The following is a 14524-nucleotide window of genomic DNA, read 5'->3' on the forward strand; positions in this document are numbered from 1 at the left end:
TTAGATGCGATAAGAGATAGACTCGATAAAAAGATTCTAGGTTATACCAACATATTTGGCACAGATTATTATGAGGCTTTTGTGTCATGGACAGAACGACGATTTGGTTATACATTTCCACAAGATCACCTTGTATTTTCTCATGGGATTGTTGCAGGTTTAATTGAACTTGTAAGCTATATTTGTGACAACGACGATAAAGCGTTGATTTTAACACCGAGCTACGGTCCTTTTAAAATGGTTTGTGATAAAAATAATATTAAGACGGTATATTCTCCGATGATAAATCATAATGGATACTATGAAATCGACTTTGAAGATGTTCGTCAAAAAGTAGAAACAGAAAATATTAAATTATGTATTTTTGCTAATCCGCATAATCCAACAGGTCGTGTATGGTCAGAAGCGGAATTAAAGCAATTGGGACAAATTATGGTCGATAATGACGTATGGATCATATCAGATGAAATTCACTGCGACATTAAACGTGACGGTCAAACACATGTACCTTTTGCTAAAGCAGTGCCAGATTACGATAAGATTGTTACCGCAATGTCGCAAAGTAAGGCATTTAATATAGCAGGCTTAATGTTCTCAAACATCATTATTCCGAATAGAAGATTATTAAAGACATGGAAGTTACATCACTTTAGTTCTGAGAATCCATTAAGTACCGTTGCGACACAGGCAGCTTATGAAAAGGGCGAAGACTGGTTAGCTGCTATGAATGATTATCTAGACGATAACTTTAAATACCTAGCACAATTTTTAGAACAAGAACTGCCACATGCAGAATTTAAAATTCCAGAAGCAACCTACCTCGCATGGGTTGATCTAAGCTATTACATTAAAGCAAAACACATAGATGAACCAATCGCTAAATATTTCATCAAACACGCCGGCGTTATCATTGAAGGACAAGAACAATTCGTTCATAACGCAGAAGGACATATCAGAATAAACATCGCTGTTCCACGTGAAATCATGATAAAAGGACTGCAAAAGATTAAAGACGCATTAGTTTAAAAAGGAGATAACAAATGTCGATTATAGAGTCTTCGAACAATGGTAATACACCCTTTCAAAAATTATTAGGTCATCAAGAAGAATTAATGCAATTATGGACACAACTAAGTGATGTGTTAGAAAGTGACAGCGCACTTAGCAAAGAATTAAAAGAAGAGTTAAGAAGAATGTTAGCGCAAAAGAACGGTTGTCAGTACTGTAAAGCTAAAGGTCAACCTACCGGCAGTCTTAAAGATGAAAAATCGTCCGTTTGCATAGGATTCACAGAAGTTTTTATTAAGATGGGTGATCAAATTCCGACAATATTATAAAAGTACTTAAAGACAGTTTAGCAACAGAAGAAATTGTTGAACTCATTGCATTTATTACATTCACAAACGCACAACAAAACTTTGGTGCAATAATGAAATTGCAACCGTAATACAACCCTCTATCCAACGTGGTTAGAGGGTTTTTTATTTGAGTGAGTAGCAAGATAATCTTCCAAATCTTATAAAACTTATATGAAATGATAGAAATAAGTATATAAAAATTTAATTTTACAATTATTTGAAAATTCAGAATCATGAGTATAGAATGTAATTAAAGGAATGAGAAAACGTTTACATTAAGAATATGCTATATCTCATTTCTATGTTTTTACAGAATATTTTGGGATGCACAACGATACGATCTTACGGAAGTGGGTGATAGTGATGACGGACTCATATGATTTGATTGTGATTGGTGCAGGACCTGGTGGATATGTTGCCGCTATTCGCGCTGCACAATTAGGTCAAAAGGTTGCAATTGTAGAGAAAACAAACGCAGGGGGGACTTGTTTAAACGTAGGTTGCATACCTTCTAAAACACTACTCGAACATGGAACGAAAGCACATGATATACGTAAGGCCAATGATTGGGGAATTGAGACACAAGGGATGAAAGTAAACTTCTCTAAATTAGTACAACGGAAACAACACATTGTTAGCACGCTCACAGGTGGTGTGAAGCAATTATTAAAGAAAAACAAAGTTAATTTCATTAAAGGTGAAGCTACTGTAACGAAAGATTTAGAAGTTAAAGTTGGTAATCAATCATATCAAGCGAAAGATATTATTCTAGCAACTGGTAGTAAACCTTTTATTCCACCTATTGAAGGATTAAATGACATAAAGTATGAAACGACAGACACATTTTTTGATATAGAAACGTTGCCTAAACAACTCGCAATTATTGGTGGCGGTGTTATAGCTACTGAGTTAGCATCTTCAATGGCTGATTTAGGAGTCGAGGTTACGATGATTGAAGTTAATGAAGATATTCTTCTCACCGAGATTGAAGAAGTACGTGAACTGTTAAAGGACCATTTGAAGAATCAAAGTATAAGAATTTTAACAGGCGCAAAGATATCTAAAGTAACAACCTCTAAAGTGATTTTGGATAATCATGAAGATGTGTCATTTGATACTTTATTAGTGGCAACTGGTCGACAACCGAACATCAAGGTAGCTGAAGATCTAGATATCGATATGGATGGTAAATTTGTACAAGTCGATGAACACTATCAAACAACAATTAATCATGTATATGCTATTGGAGACCTTGTTAAGGGTTATCAACTTGCACATTCAGCGAGTTCACATGGATTACATGTTGTTGAAACTTTGGCTGGATTAAAACCACCGCCAGTATCTCCAAACAATATTACACGTTGTATTTATACTCGTCTTGAAGTAGCATCAGTTGGTTTATCTGAGTCTCAAGCTAAAGAAGCGGGTTATGACGTATCTGTTACACAATCTTCTTTTCAAGGAAATGCAAAGGCGCTCGTAAAAGGAGAAGTACAAGGCTTTATCAAAATTGTAAGTGATAAAGCATATGGAGAGGTCTTAGGTGCTTTTATTGTTGGTCCACATGCTACAGATTTAATCAGTGAAGTATTAGGTGTCAAAGCTTCAGAAGGTACAATGAATGAGTTATCTAACATCATTCAACCACATCCTTCTCTATCCGAAGCAATTGGCGAGAGCGCGGATGCATACTTTGGAAAAGCCATTCATATGTGATAACAGAACAAATCAATGAATGATAGGAGGAACTAACGATGGAAAAAGAACAAGCACGTTGGATTTATAAAACGATGAATGAAATTCGATATTTTGAAGAAAAGGTGCATAAAATCTTTAGTGACGGTAAGATTCCTGGTTTTGTTCACTTATACGTAGGCGAAGAAGCTGTAGCAACTGGTGTAATGTCACAACTTGAAGACGACGACTATATTACAAGTACACACCGAGGACACGGACATGCAATTGCCAAAGGATGTGACCTTAATGGCATGATGGCGGAGATAATGGGTAAACGTGATGGACTTGGTCATGGTAAAGGTGGTTCCATGCATGTTGCAGAAATAGATAAAGGAATGCTCGGTGCCAATGGTATCGTAAGTGGTGGCTTCGGACTTGCTACTGGTGCAGGTATTTCTATTCGAAATCAAGGTAAAAAGAATGTTGCTGTATGTTTCTTTGGTGATGGTGCAGCCAATGAAGGTAATTTCCATGAGGGCCTTAACTTTGCCTCAATCTTAAACCTTCCAGTTATTTTTGTTTGTGAAAACAACCAATTCGGTGAAGGTACAACACATGATTATGCCAGTGCTTCAGAAACAATTGCAGAGCGTGCTTCAGCTTATAACATGCCAGGTGTCAGAGTGGATGGCATGGATGTCGTTGAAGTTTATAAAGCAGCGCAAGAAGCTGTAGAACGAGCAAAAAATGGTGAAGGCCCTACGCTAATTGAGTGTGACACGTATCGTAAATATGGTCATTTTGAAGGGGACGAACAAAAAGTTAAATCACCAAATGATCGTAATGCGGACAAAAACGCAACAGAAGACTTTAAACGTCAAGCACTTGAAGAAGGTTGGTTAACAGAAGAAGAATTAAATGAAATTGAACGAGCAGCTGAACAAGCAGTAGAAGATGCAGTGAAATATGCAGAGGAAAGTGAATTACCAGATGTAGATTCATTACACGAAGATGTATTTGCCTAAAAGGAGGTCATAACTATGAGTGAAGAACGCAAGTTAACATTTATGGGTGCAATTAACGAAGCAATCGATCAATCAATGGAACAAGATGATAATGTTATTCTCATTGGTACGGACGTTTCAGGTGGTGCAGGTGTAGAACATATTAAAGATGACGATACATTTGGTGGCGTTTTTGGTGTAACTAAAGGGCTTGCGAAAAAATATAGTCGAGATCGTGTTATTGACACACCAATCGCAGAGCATATTACACTCAGCTCTGCTGTAGGTGCAGCAGCTACCGGTATGCGTCCTATTGCAGAATTAATGTTCAATGACTTTATTGGATTCGGTTTAGATCCTATTTTGAACCAAGGTGCAAAAATGCGTTACATGTTTGGTGGTAAAGCTAAAATTCCATTAGTTGTACGTACAGTTCATGGCGCTGGTGCAGGCGCAGCGGCACAACATTCTCAATCATTGTATAACATGTTTGCAACAATACCTGGTGTAAAAGTAGTCGTTCCTTCTAATCCTTATGATGCTAAAGGTTTATTAATGGCAGCAGTACAAGATGATAACTTAGTAGTCTTTTCAGAAGATAAAACATTATTAGGACAAAAAGGTGATGTGCCTGAAGAACCTTACACAATAGAAATTGGAAAAGCGAAAGTGACGCGTGAAGGTGATGATTTAACAATTGTTGCAATCGGTAAAATGGTGGCAGTAGCTGAACAAACAGCAGACAAATTAGAAGAAGATAACGTTTCAGTTGAAGTTATTGATTTACGTTCTGTGTCACCATGGGATAAAGAAACAGTTCTAGAATCAGTGAAGAAAACAGGTCGTTTAATTGTGATTGATGAATCAAATCCACAATGTAATGTAGCGGGAGATGTTGCATCTGTTATTGGTGATATTGGTTTTGATTATTTAGACGGACCAATCAAGAAAGTCACTGCACCGGATACACCAGTTCCATTCGCAGCAAACCTTGAACAAGCCTATATACCAAATGTAGATAAAGTATTAGATGTCGCATCTGAACTAATTGAAGACTTGAAAAAAGTTAATTCATAGGCAAGGAGGTGTTGAACGATGAGCGAAAATATTATTATGCCAAAACTCGGTATGACAATGAAAGAAGGAACAGTCGAAGAGTGGTTTAAAGCAGAGGGAGATGTGGTTGAACAAGGTGAAAGTGTATGTACGATTAGTTCTGAGAAATTGACTCAAGACGTTGAAGCGCCAGCTAGTGGTATATTACTCGAAATTAAAGTTCAAGCCGGAGAAGAAACTGAAGTTAAATCTGTACTTGGTATTATAGGTGATGAAGGGGAAAGTACTGAATCAAGTAGTACGACTGAATATGATAATGAAGAATCCAATAACTCACAATCAGACGATGAAGAGCAACAAACCAACGATACAACTTCTGATAATGAAGATGATAGTAATCATGATGAAGATACAAATAAGTCTAATAATGTTGAACCCCAAAATGGTAAACGTATCTTTATATCACCACTTGCACGCAAGATGGCAGAGGATAAAAACTTTGATATCACTAGAATTCAAGGTACAGGCGGTAATAATCGTATAACAAAATTAGATATTCAACGTGTAGAAGAGCAAGGATATGATATTGAAGCAAAAAATGAGGATATGCAATCTAAAGAGGATAAGAACACTAAATTTAACAGTGCTAATGTCGGTGAAGGACTAAATCCAATGCGTAAGCGTATAGCACAGAATATGCGTCAAAGCTTGGCCGAAACAGCACAACTTACGTTACATCGTAAAGTGGATGCTGACCGTTTGTTAGATTTCAAAAACAAACTATCAGCTAAACTTGAAAATGCAAATCAAGATACTAAATTGACTGTCACAGCATTGCTAGCTAAAGCCATCGTCTTAGCACTTAAAGATTATGGTGCAATGAATGCTCGATATGAAAATGGTCAACTTACAGAATATGATGATGTTCATTTAGGTGTAGCAACGTCACTCGACGAAGGGTTAATGGTACCAGTTATAAATAATGCAGACACTAAAAGTATTGGTGCTTTAGCTAAAGAGATTAAATCTTCAGCAGAAGCGGTACGTGATGGTAATACAAATGATGTTAAACTGGCAGGTGCTACTTTTACAATTACTAACATGGGTACTAGTGGCATCGAATATTTCACACCAATTCTTAACCTGGGTGAAACAGGAATTCTAGGTGTAGGTGCACTTTCTAAAGAAGTTGTACTTGAAGGAGATAGTGTTAAACAAGTATCACGTATTCCATTAAGTTTAACGTTTGATCATCAAATTCTTGATGGTGCGAGCGCTGCCGATTTCTTAAAAGTATTAGCTAAATATATTGAAAATCCATATCTCTTAATTCTTTAATAACAAATATATTTAATTTGATTAAGATCCTCAGTACACAAACAATGCTGGGGGTCTTTTCATGTCTCGAACCACACTTCCAATCCTTTCGCACAACACAAAGCCCTTTATTGAAAAAGTAAAAATTCTGTCACTTACGTTTATTTGAAATTATAAAAATATAACTCTAATATAAAATTGAAAGGATGTAAAAGCGCTTACATATTAGACAAGTGGTTATGTTCATAACTAAGGGTATTAAGGGACGAAAACAACTTCAAAGGTGAAAGGGGTACAAATGATGTCTAAATCGTATGATTTAATCGTTATTGGAGCAGGACCTGGAGGTTATGTTGCAGCAATTCGAGCAGCGCAACTAGGCAAAGATGTAGCGATTGTTGAGAAACAGCACGTTGGTGGTGTATGTCTCAATGTAGGTTGTATACCGTCGAAGATATTTTTAGAATATGGTGCTAAAGTGAGAGATATTCATTCTGCAAACAATTGGGGAATTAAAACGAATCACATAGACATTGATGTAACTAGTCTCGTACAACGTAAAGATCAAGTGGTTAAGACAGTGACTGATGATGTTCGAGACGCATTAAGACAACACAACGTTGATTTTATTGAAGGGGAAGCAGAAGTATTAGAAGGATTAAAAGTTCAAGTCGATCAAACTATTTATACCGCGAAAGATATTATCTTAGCGACAGGAACAAAGCCATTCGTACCACCAATCGAAGGGCTAGACCAAGTGCACTTTGAAACAGCTGATACATTTTTCGATATGGAACAGCTGCCGAAACAACTTGTGATTATTGGCGGCGGCGTTATTGCCTCGGAAATAGCCTCATCAATGGCTGATTTAGACGTAGATGTTACGATTTTGGAAAAGGGCGATAGCATCCTATCTAGTGAAATTAAAGAAATACGCGACCATCTATCAACCTATTTGAAACAACAAGGTGTTAACATCATCACCAATTCAGAAACTAAGAAAGTAAATGCCAAGACTTTGGAAATTGATGGAAAAGATGGCCCTAAAGAAATACCATATGAAACATTACTCTTTGCGACAGGGAGACAACCTAATGTTCAAGTTGCTAAGGCGCTTAATTTAGAACAAAATGGCAAATGTTTACAAGTTAATGAACATTATGAAACTAGTTACGAGCACGTCTATGCGATTGGTGATTTAGTGCCGGGCTATCAGTTAGCACATACTGCAAGTGCACATGGTAAATATGTGGCAGAATATATTGCAGGCAAACAACCAGAACCGATAAATCAAGAGGATATACCAAGATGTATTTATACAAGATTGGAATCTGCGTCAGTAGGTTTATCAGAATTACAAGCACAAGAAGCGGGTTATGAGGTTGAAGTGACGACTGCGCCTTTTCAGAAGAATCCTAAAGCAATCTTAAAAGGTGAAACACAAGGAATGGTTAAAATAGTAGCGAATAAGCAGGATGGTAAAATTTTAGGTGGATTTATCGTTGGACCTCATGCGACAGATTTAATTAGTGAAATCTTGGGAATTAAGGTTTCGGGCGGTACATTAAATGATATTTCTCGAATTATACAACCACATCCTTCACTATCGGAAGTGATTGGTGAAAGTGCAGATGTATCTTTTGCAAAAGCGATATATCATTAAGGAAGATCGATTATTATCTTTTCTTAGTAAAATACATTGGTAATCTATACTTTTTAACACATTAGCGATTTGATTATAAATTATACAAAAGAATTATATATACGTAACTAGCATTATTAGCATGAAAAATCCCCCAGGCTCGTCAAAGTTGCTGGGAGTTTTAATGTGTTATTTATGTAACTTATTAATTAGCGTAGCGATTAAACCATTAAAATAAATATATTAATAAAGGTATAAACCTCATTTGTTAAAAATACTAAGTATTGGCTGCGAGATGCTACTAGGAATAGCATTAGCACTGAGACAAAAACTAAATAAAAAAAGAGTTAAATCACAACCTACAAGACTTTGAAAAAGGTTTATAAAGTGATTTAACTCTTTTCAATTATAAACAACTTGTCTCAGGCTATACCTAGAGCAAGCGAGTAGCAACAATACGCAGTATTGTGTAAACTGCACACATTAAATTACTATCAAACATTTAAGTAACTTAATTTACCTGTTAAGGTAATTAAATTGTTAAAGTAATGAATTACAATTCTTCATAAACAGCTACAATTTCATTTGCTAAACGGTCATTGATTTTCGCATATTCTTGTAAGAATGCTTTTACACTGTGTGCATCAATGTATTCACGCATTTCAACTGTTTCTTTATCGTTCATATCATCATATTTTAATAATAACGCTGATGCTTTTAATAAGCCTTTGCGACGTAAATTATTTTCATATAAATAAGATAAAGGTTTGATAATACGATCTTTAGGACCGATTTTACGAATTGTTCCACGACCTACACGTGTTACTTCGTCAGAAAGGTATGGATTCTCGAAACGACCAATAATCTTCTCAACATAAGCCGCTTGTTCTTCTTTAGTGAAACTGAAGTTATCAACGATGTACTCGCTTGTTTCACCTAATACTTGACGTAAATCTGCAACGATAGCTTCATCTTTAACAGCATCTAATACAGTATCTCTACCATAGAAGCGACCAGCATATGCTAATAAAGCATGACCAGTGTTAACTGTTAATAATTTACGTTCGATGTAAGGTGTTAAATCATCAACATATTTAATATGTTCTAACTCTTCACCGTACCAAGCGTCTTTTTCAACAACCCATTCAAAGAAAGGTTCAACCATAACGTCTAAGATATTGTCATTCTTTTGAAGTGGGACAATACGGTCAACTGCAGAGTTCGCGAAGTGAATGTTATCACCTAATGGACCAGTGATGTCTAAGATTGCTTCTTTAAGCGTATCAGTCGCCATAATCGCATTTTCACACGCTACGATATTAACGTGATTTTCCTTCTCTTTTAAGACTGGTGCAAATGATTTCGCAATGATAGGAAGGATGTTCACACCAACTGCAGTTGTAATAATGTCAGCTTCAAGAATTGCTTGTTTCAATTCATCTGAAGGTTGACCACTGTTAATCGCACTAACGCCAGTAACGCGTGTTGTTGTTTTTTCTTCATTAGCAAGAATAACGTTATACGCGCCTTCATTATCTAATGCATTAATAATTTCCTCATTAACGTCTGCAAATGTTACATCAATGTTGTTATCTGAAAGAATATAGCCGATGAATCCACGGCCAATATTTCCAGCTCCGAAGTGTACAGCTTTCATTATGCGTCAGCCTCCTCGAAGACTTGTTTAATTTCTTCAGCAGATTTAGCGTTGACGATGCGATCAACATTTTCTTCTTCACTGAATGTAATTGCGATTTTAGATAACAAGTCTAAATGTTCGCCATCTTTACCAGCGATGCCAACAACAACTTTAACTGTTTCGCCGTTCCAATCTACGCCTTCAGGAATTTGTAGTAATGTTAAACCTGATGCTAATACATCACCTTTAGCTTCGTCAGTACCGTGAGGAATTGCTAAACCATTACCCATGAATGTTGAAACAAGTTGTTCACGTTCTTTCATTGCTTGGGTATACGCTTCGTTTACAGAACCGTTATCTACTAAAGCACGACCAGCTTTTTCAATTGCTTCGTCTTGGCTTCCTACAGATACGTTTAAAAAGATATTGTCATTACTAAATAATTCAGTCATTTTATACACTCCTAAGTTAATTGGTTGTGAATTCGTTTTAAAAAGCTATCTCTCAATATGTGTTTCATAGCGTCAGGGTCTTGCATGAAGTCATCAATTTGCTCGAGATGATGTCCTAATTCAGCAGATAATTCCCCAACAAGTTGTGCCATTTCATCATTATTTGGGATGAATAGGCTAACCATATATTTAATTTTGAAAAGGTCATTTTGAGTACTTTGCATGCCCAAACTTTCATTTAATATCGTGATTAAAATGAGGGGGCGTAATATTAAATCATTCTTCATATGTGGAATCGCAACGGGATAGGGTTGCAATATCCAACCAGGATTCTGATTTAATTTATCTTGCAACAGCTCAGCGAATGACGTCTGACTATTCGGCGCAATGACGCCATGTTCCTCAAGATAGTCAGCTAAATAATGATTCCAAATAGTTACATCTTTGTATTCAAATTGCATAGAGTTCAACAATGATAAGCCGTGTTCGATGTTCATGACCACTTGATCAGGGTCTTGAATCGAATGCTTCATTTCGTTCTCTTCATGTTGTTTCGCTATATGCTCGGTTGTCTTTAAGAATGATGCTACATACGCTACATCGGATTCTGGTAGCAATGGATTGACGGTAATAAATGGCGTTGTGATATCCAATTTAACCGTTGAAATAATGCCATCGTAATCCTCTAGATTTAACATTTTCAAATCACTGACGGACGCTTGTGTAATCTTCTCTATTTCATTAAAAGATTGTTGTAATCGTGTTGTCAACAATCGACTTGTTCCAATACCACTACTGCAGACAACTAAAACATGTAGTAGTTGGGTGGACTGACTTTTCAAGGAGCCACCAAAATGCAAAACGATGAAGGCAATCTCACTATCCGGGAAGACTAACTCTGGCCATGTCTGATCGATGGCCTTGTGTACAATATCGAAGAGACGAGGATACTTGTACTTAATCATCTCGGTGAGTGGATTGTACGTTTCAATGTTTGCTTCCAAACGATTAATCGCTGGATTAATGTGCAATGATAATCCATGAACAAGCGTTGCATAGTCTTCGAATGATTGGCCTGATAAGCGCTCTACACGATTTACAAATGCTTGTATTTTACGGTCGTCAAATTCATTATTCTCAAACATCTTGGAGGTTGTTCGACGGTTTGCACCACGTAAATGAATTGTTATAAAAGTGACTTCCGCTTGGTTAAAGTCGATGTCGTATAGTGTCTCTATACGTTTCGCAATTTCTGTGGCAATTTGATGTTCAAATGTGTCTTTTACAGAATTATGAATATCTTCATTAATCGATACATATTCACCATTTTGAATACGTGCAATACTTAACACGATATGGACGGTTAAGGTCAGATAACTCGATTCTGTTAAGGTATAAGGTAATTGGCCTAGGTAATCCATTAAAATACGTTCAATCTTAAATATGCTATCAAGGTCGACTAAAGCTTGTTGTGATTGATTAATCGATTGATAGACGAAGTGGTTCTCGATAACCGAGTAAACACTTGTACTATTCAAGTTGTTGACCATCAATTGACTTAAGAACTCACGTTTCTTTGATTCGGGGCCATCAAGATATACCCCTTCACCACGCTTGCGGTAAAGGATAAGTTGATAGCTAGCGAGATCATTCTCTAGGTCATCAAGCAATTTGGTTAATGACTGAACAGATACGCCAATTTCTTGAGCCAAGCTGTATTGCTTAACAGCATGTTTTGATTGAATGAGCGCATATAGAATAATTGCCTTTTGTTCTTCAACAGACAAGTCAATGGTATCGTGTTGTGCCATTTCTTGTTTTAACAGTCGGATCTGGTCATAATCACAAGATAACTTAATCCCTTTTTTATTTGCCCGTTCAAGTGTCATATTGAAGCCTTGGAGGTAGGTTTCAATCCCTTTTAATTCACGATGAATAGTACGAGAGGACACGCCAAGTTGTTGAGCAATTTCATAAATCGTGACGTATTGACCGTAATACTTAATTAGCAGTTCAATGATTTCCTTTTCACGTGTACTCATTAACATGGTGTGTCCCCCCTTGAAAGGAGTCTTAACATAAGTGATAGAAATAATATGTTCGACTCCCAAACTATTTAATTATGCTTTGTCTTGATCTTTCTTCAAGTTGTTTAATAACTCTTCATAACGTGGAGAATTTAAGAAGTTATCCACTGAGATATGAATTGCGTTTGGAACTTGTTTGATTGCACGGTCTGTTAATGTTTTTTGTGTAATAACAAGTTGTGCATTATTTGGTAATTGGTTAATAGCAGTATTTGTAACATTAACGTCTGAAATGCCTGCTTTTTTGAATTTATTACGTAACATACTTGCACCCATTGCACTAGAACCCATACCCGCATCACATGCGAAAATAACATGGTCTACGTTGCTATAGTCGTGAGCGTCTACGTCTTCAGTGTTGTAGTTATCAAGTAAGTCTTCTTCTTCATCCTCTGATGAAGTATCTTTTTTATCTTCATCATCAGCTTTGTTAGCAACTACGCCAGCTGCGCCAGTACCAGTTGTCGCACCAGTTAATTTAGAAGACACGCTAGATTTTTTACCTTTAGTAGATTCCATTTTAGCTGTTGCTGCTTCTAAATCTTGTTTAGGTTCTTTAGTAAATTTCATAATTAATGCTGCAACTACGAATGAAACAAGTGCTGCTAAGAATACGCCTAATACCATGTGTAAGAATTCACCTTTAGGTGCATTTAAACAATACACGATGAATGAACCTGGTGAAGCTGGACTCTTGAATCCGAAACCAGTTGCTTGGTAAGTTGCTACGCCAGTCATACCACCTAAAATAACAGCGATGAATAATAATGGACGCATTAATACATATGGGAAGTAAATTTCATGAATACCACCGAAGAAGTGGATGATACCTGCACCATATGAAGTTGCTTTCGCTGTGCCTTTACCGAAGATCATGTACGCTAATAAGATACCGATACCTGGTCCAGGGTTTGATTCGATTGCGAATAAAATTGATTGACCTGCACTTGCAGCTTGGTCAGTACCAAGAGGTGTGAATACACCGTGGTTAATCGCGTTGTTAAGGAATAAAATTTTAGCTGGTTCTACGATGATACTTACGATTGGTAATAAGTGTAAGTGTACTAAGAATTCAACTGCTACAGATAAGATGTGCATGATGAATTGCATAATTGGCGCCAATAATTTGAAGCCAAGGATTGTCATAATGAATGCTAGAATACCTGCTGAGAAGTTATTGAATAACATTTCAAAGCCTTGTGGTGTTCTAGGTTGTAAGAATTGGTCAACTTTCTTCATTAACCAACCAACAAGTGGTCCCATAATCATTGCACCAAGTAACATTGGTGTTTCTGGTAATGCAACAATAACACCCATAGTTGCTGTTGCTGCAACGATACCGCCACGTAAGTCGTGAATTAAACGACCACCACTAAATGCGATAAGTAATGGAATTAAGTATGTGATCATTGGTCCTGCTAATTGAGATAATTCTTTGTTAGGGAACCAACCATTATCAATGAAAATCGCAGCAATAAAGCCCCATGCGATAAACGCACCGATGTTTGGCATAATCATACTACTAAGGAATGAACCAAACGCTTGAACTTTACGGCCGAGACCTTTTTTCTCTTGTGTCTCTGTTTGAGCCATAACTACACCTCTTTTTTTTTCTGATTTGATAATTCAATTGTAATGGCACAGGAAAGCGTATACAACACAAAGAAAATGCGACTTTGTCACAGTAATTGTGACAAGGTCATGGTGAGAGTCTCACAACTATATTTAAGTCCAATGTAAGAAACTTCTACTTATGATAATTATGTGAGAAATTCCATTGAAAATGTTTGAATATGGCAATGAAAAAATGTCATTAATTACATTTTAAATGCGCAATAAGTTATTACTTATTTAAAGATTAAATGATAGGAAACAGGTTATATAACAAGTTAGAAACAATATAAGGAATGTTGTTTATGACTGGAAACACAGGGAACGGATGTGTGAAATGTCGACATACAGAAGTGGAAGAAGGAACATTATCAGCAACAGGATCTGGACTATCTAAGATGTTTGATGTGCAGCATAACAACTTTAAAACAATAACTTGTAAAAATTGTGGTTATACAGAATTTTATAAAACAAATAATAATAGAACGAGTGATATTGTCGATTTATTCTTTGGTGGATAATTGAATATCAATATTTATGTCAGAATCAGCAACTTTCTAGGCGCTGATTCTTTTTTGTTTGGCGAAAAGGTAGACTTCGGGTTGTGTGATGTTAGAGGTGCGGGTGTCTAAATTTAAATAAATTCAACCTAAATTACTAAGAATTTGAATAATTTGAGCA

At 36.4% G+C, this 14524-nt stretch carries 11 protein-coding genes and 1 pseudogene; 8 read left to right on the forward strand and 4 right to left on the reverse strand.

Annotated features, from left to right (window positions below):
- The 7 genes and pseudogenes from HMPREF2737_RS04325 to lpdA (HMPREF2737_RS04355) form a co-directional block, all read left to right on the forward strand.
- Positions 1-1026: MalY/PatB family protein (locus HMPREF2737_RS04325; RefSeq protein WP_070650046.1), on the forward strand; the 1026-nt coding region annotated here is incomplete at its 5' end.
- Positions 1027-1040: 14 nt separating this feature from the next.
- A pseudogene (locus HMPREF2737_RS04330) lies at positions 1041-1447 on the forward strand (carboxymuconolactone decarboxylase family protein).
- A gap of 274 nt (positions 1448-1721) precedes the next feature.
- The gene (lpdA, locus tag HMPREF2737_RS04335) at positions 1722-3074 is read left to right on the forward strand and encodes a dihydrolipoyl dehydrogenase (protein WP_037550829.1); all 1353 of its coding nucleotides are present in this window, start codon (positions 1722-1724) and stop codon (positions 3072-3074) included.
- A gap of 38 nt (positions 3075-3112) precedes the next feature.
- Positions 3113-4060, forward strand: a complete 948-nt coding sequence (locus HMPREF2737_RS04340) for a thiamine pyrophosphate-dependent dehydrogenase E1 component subunit alpha (RefSeq protein ID WP_037550828.1) — start codon at positions 3113-3115, stop codon at positions 4058-4060.
- A gap of 15 nt (positions 4061-4075) precedes the next feature.
- Positions 4076-5116 carry an alpha-ketoacid dehydrogenase subunit beta gene (locus HMPREF2737_RS04345; protein WP_037550826.1) on the forward strand — a complete coding sequence of 347 codons (1041 nt, stop codon included), beginning with the start codon at positions 4076-4078 and terminating at the stop codon, positions 5114-5116.
- An 18-nt stretch (positions 5117-5134) separates the two neighbouring features.
- A complete protein-coding gene (locus tag HMPREF2737_RS04350) occupies positions 5135-6433 on the forward strand; it encodes a dihydrolipoamide acetyltransferase family protein (protein WP_037550824.1) in 1299 nt (432 codons plus the stop codon).
- A 280-nt stretch (positions 6434-6713) separates the two neighbouring features.
- Positions 6714-8075 carry a dihydrolipoyl dehydrogenase gene (lpdA, locus tag HMPREF2737_RS04355; RefSeq protein ID WP_037550822.1) on the forward strand — a complete coding sequence of 454 codons (1362 nt, stop codon included), beginning with the start codon at positions 6714-6716 and terminating at the stop codon, positions 8073-8075.
- Between the two features lie 532 nt (positions 8076-8607).
- Here the strand turns inward: lpdA (HMPREF2737_RS04355) and HMPREF2737_RS04360 are convergent.
- The 4 genes from HMPREF2737_RS04360 to HMPREF2737_RS04375 all read right to left on the reverse strand — a co-directional run bounded on the left by HMPREF2737_RS04360 (position 8608) and on the right by HMPREF2737_RS04375 (position 13825).
- The gene (locus HMPREF2737_RS04360; protein ID WP_037550820.1) at positions 8608-9711 is read right to left on the reverse strand and encodes a mannitol-1-phosphate 5-dehydrogenase; all 1104 of its coding nucleotides are present in this window, start codon (positions 9709-9711) and stop codon (positions 8608-8610) included.
- A complete protein-coding gene (locus HMPREF2737_RS04365) occupies positions 9711-10145 on the reverse strand; it encodes a PTS mannitol transporter subunit IIA (protein ID WP_037550818.1) in 435 nt (144 codons plus the stop codon). Before HMPREF2737_RS04365 ends, HMPREF2737_RS04360 begins: the two co-directional genes overlap by 1 nt.
- 11 nt (positions 10146-10156) lie before the next feature.
- Complete coding sequence (locus HMPREF2737_RS04370) at positions 10157-12193, reverse strand: BglG family transcription antiterminator (RefSeq protein ID WP_037550816.1); 2037 nt, start codon at positions 12191-12193, stop codon at positions 10157-10159.
- A 72-nt stretch (positions 12194-12265) separates the two neighbouring features.
- Positions 12266-13825: a PTS mannitol transporter subunit IIBC gene (locus tag HMPREF2737_RS04375; RefSeq protein ID WP_037550814.1), complete on the reverse strand. Its 1560-nt coding sequence runs from the start codon at positions 13823-13825 to the stop codon at positions 12266-12268.
- A gap of 323 nt (positions 13826-14148) precedes the next feature.
- Here HMPREF2737_RS04375 and HMPREF2737_RS04380 point away from each other — a divergent pair, with 323 nt between their 5' ends.
- Positions 14149-14364, forward strand: a complete 216-nt coding sequence (locus tag HMPREF2737_RS04380) for a zinc ribbon domain-containing protein (protein WP_037550812.1) — start codon at positions 14149-14151, stop codon at positions 14362-14364.
- Positions 14365-14524: the final 160 nt, after the last annotated feature.

It is taken from the genome of Staphylococcus sp. HMSC069D12 (genome assembly GCF_001810405.1).
Lineage (GTDB): Bacteria > Bacillota > Bacilli > Staphylococcales > Staphylococcaceae > Staphylococcus > Staphylococcus haemolyticus.

What these genes read in the sequence shown, in the direction of transcription:
- HMPREF2737_RS04345 (WP_037550826.1), top strand. Translation starts at nt 4,076, where the DNA reads ATGAGTGAAGAACGCAAGTTAACATTTATGGGTGCAATTAACGAAGCA.
- HMPREF2737_RS04360 (WP_037550820.1), bottom strand. Translation starts at nt 9,711, where the DNA reads ATGAAAGCTGTACACTTCGGAGCTGGAAATATTGGCCGTGGATTCATC.
- lpdA (WP_037550822.1), top strand. Translation starts at nt 6,714, where the DNA reads ATGTCTAAATCGTATGATTTAATCGTTATTGGAGCAGGACCTGGAGGT.
- lpdA (WP_037550829.1), top strand. Translation starts at nt 1,722, where the DNA reads ATGACGGACTCATATGATTTGATTGTGATTGGTGCAGGACCTGGTGGA.
- HMPREF2737_RS04350 (WP_037550824.1), top strand. Translation starts at nt 5,135, where the DNA reads ATGAGCGAAAATATTATTATGCCAAAACTCGGTATGACAATGAAAGAA.
- HMPREF2737_RS04370 (WP_037550816.1), bottom strand. Translation starts at nt 12,193, where the DNA reads ATGTTAATGAGTACACGTGAAAAGGAAATCATTGAACTGCTAATTAAG.
- HMPREF2737_RS04340 (WP_037550828.1), top strand. Translation starts at nt 3,113, where the DNA reads ATGGAAAAAGAACAAGCACGTTGGATTTATAAAACGATGAATGAAATT.
- HMPREF2737_RS04375 (WP_037550814.1), bottom strand. Translation starts at nt 13,825, where the DNA reads ATGGCTCAAACAGAGACACAAGAGAAAAAAGGTCTCGGCCGTAAAGTT.
- HMPREF2737_RS04380 (WP_037550812.1), top strand. Translation starts at nt 14,149, where the DNA reads ATGACTGGAAACACAGGGAACGGATGTGTGAAATGTCGACATACAGAA.
- HMPREF2737_RS04365 (WP_037550818.1), bottom strand. Translation starts at nt 10,145, where the DNA reads ATGACTGAATTATTTAGTAATGACAATATCTTTTTAAACGTATCTGTA.